Origin of the sequence: Actinotalea sp., from assembly GCF_041597215.1 — a bacterium.
Classification (GTDB): Bacteria; Actinomycetota; Actinomycetes; order Actinomycetales; family Cellulomonadaceae; genus Actinotalea.
This window is the reverse complement of the sequence record NZ_JBFHHB010000356.1, coordinates 1-1,663: the sequence shown is the minus strand read 5'-3', so window position 1 is coordinate 1,663 and position 1,663 is coordinate 1. Positions and strand designations below refer to the sequence as shown.

Sequence of the window (1,663 nt, the reverse complement as noted above, 5' to 3'; positions counted from 1 at the left end):
GATGAGTCACGATCCCGAGTCGAGGACGCGGCTCCGGGTGGACCCGGTCGCCTGCGAGGGGGTCGGGGCCTGCGCCCGCGTGGCCGATCGGGTGATCGGGCTGGACCGCTGGGGCTACCCGCTGATCGAGAGCGACCTCGACGCCCGCGGTCTGAAGGCCGCCCGTCGTGCCGTGCGCGCGTGCCCTCGCCGTGCCCTGTGGATCGAGGAGGCGGACGGACCGGGGTGAGCCGGCCCGGCCGCCGAGGAGCGGTCGAGCGGGCGATGCTCGTCGCTCCCGCGCGGGCCGTCAGTGCGCCGCGGCGAGGGCCGCGTCGATCTCCCGGGCGAGCACGGCCTCGGGCTGCGCTCCGACGATCGTGCGGACCGCGGTGCCCCGCCGGAGCAGCACGAGCGTGGGGATGCTGCGCGCGTCGAACTGGGCAGCGGTGCGCGGGTTCTGGTCGACGTCGACCTTGACGACCTTGACCCGGCCCGCGTAGCGCTGCGCAAGACTGACGAGGACAGGGGCGACCTGCCGGCACGGCGCGCACCACGGCGCCCAGAGGTCCAGCAGGACCAGGTGCCCCGTGTCGAGCGCTGCCGTGAGGTCCGCATCGGTGGCGGGGACCACCCAGGGCAGCGCTGCCTTGCAGGAGGCGCAGCGAGGGCTTCCCTTCGCCGCGACGGGGACCCGATTCTTCGTGCCGCAGGCGGGGCACGCGGTGACCTGTGGTGCCATGACCCGATCGTGCCACCCGGTGGTCGGTGCTGTGGCCGGGCGGGGAGGGGAGCTCCCGAGCGCCGAACAGCCCCTGCACAGGAAAGCTCCAGGAATCGAACCTAGGGTCGTCGCATGACCCCCGACGCCTCCGCGCTGCGTTCCGCCGCCACCATCACCTGGGTCCCCCTGCTCGTGGTCGGAGTCCTGGTCGCCGCCACCGGCGGTGTGGTGCTGGCCTCGCCCGATGCGACCGTGACCCTGCTGACCGTGCTCATCGCGCTCTGGATGCTGGTCACCGGTCTCGGCCGTGCCACCCTCGGCCTGGCCGTCTCGGCATGGCCGGCTGCCCGCAGGGTGCCCACGGTGGTGACCGGAGCACTGCTCGCGATCGCCGGGGTGGCGGCGCTGGTGAACCTCTCCGGTTCGGTCGTGGTGCTCGGCTGGGTGATCGGCATCGGCCTGCTCATCGGCGCTGCCGGTGACGCCGCCGTGCTGCTGTCCGGTCGCGCGAAGCGCAGCCGCGCCGGACTCGTGGTCCTCGGGGTGGGGCAGCTCGCCCTCGGGATCGTCTTCCTCCTCGCGCCCACGGCGGGGCTGTCGGGTATCGCCGTGGCTCTGGGCGTGACCTTGGTCGCGATCGGGGTGGTGGCAGTGATCGGCGGGCTGGTGGTGCGCTCGCGGATCCACGGCTACCTGGACCGGGTGATGGGACCGAGCGGACCCGGCGGGGCCTCGCATGTCGTGATCGAGGGGAACGTCCGCTAGCGCGCCGTACCGGCACCGGCTGACCGCCCGCTCCGGGCGAGCGGTTGACAACGGCGCCGATCTGCGGCGGGGTGGGGGTGGCGACACCGTTCGCCAGGATCCGAGGTCAACGCCCGTGGACGAGTCCTCAGCCCAGCCCGTCGCCGGTCACGCCGTCCTGCGCAGCGCCGACAGCCACGACTACGCCTCGCTGCG

General features: G+C 73.8%; 3 protein-coding genes. 2 read left to right on the top strand and 1 reads right to left on the bottom strand.

Annotated elements, in window-relative coordinates; translation table 11 throughout:
- On the top strand, positions 1 to 229 hold a 229-nt coding region (locus ABWK99_RS15970), incomplete at its 5' end, for a ferredoxin (RefSeq protein WP_372595669.1).
- Between the two features lie 60 nt (positions 230 to 289).
- Here ABWK99_RS15970 and trxA read toward each other — a convergent pair.
- On the bottom strand, positions 290 to 721 hold the full coding sequence (trxA, locus tag ABWK99_RS15965) for a thioredoxin (protein ID WP_372595668.1): 432 nt from the start codon (positions 719 to 721) through the stop codon (positions 290 to 292).
- Between the two features lie 114 nt (positions 722 to 835).
- On the opposite strand from trxA, the gene ABWK99_RS15960 reads away from it, so the two are divergent.
- Positions 836 to 1,468, top strand: coding sequence for a DUF308 domain-containing protein (locus tag ABWK99_RS15960; protein WP_372595667.1), 633 nt, complete (start codon positions 836 to 838; stop codon positions 1,466 to 1,468).
- Positions 1,469 to 1,663 lie beyond the last annotated feature (195 nt).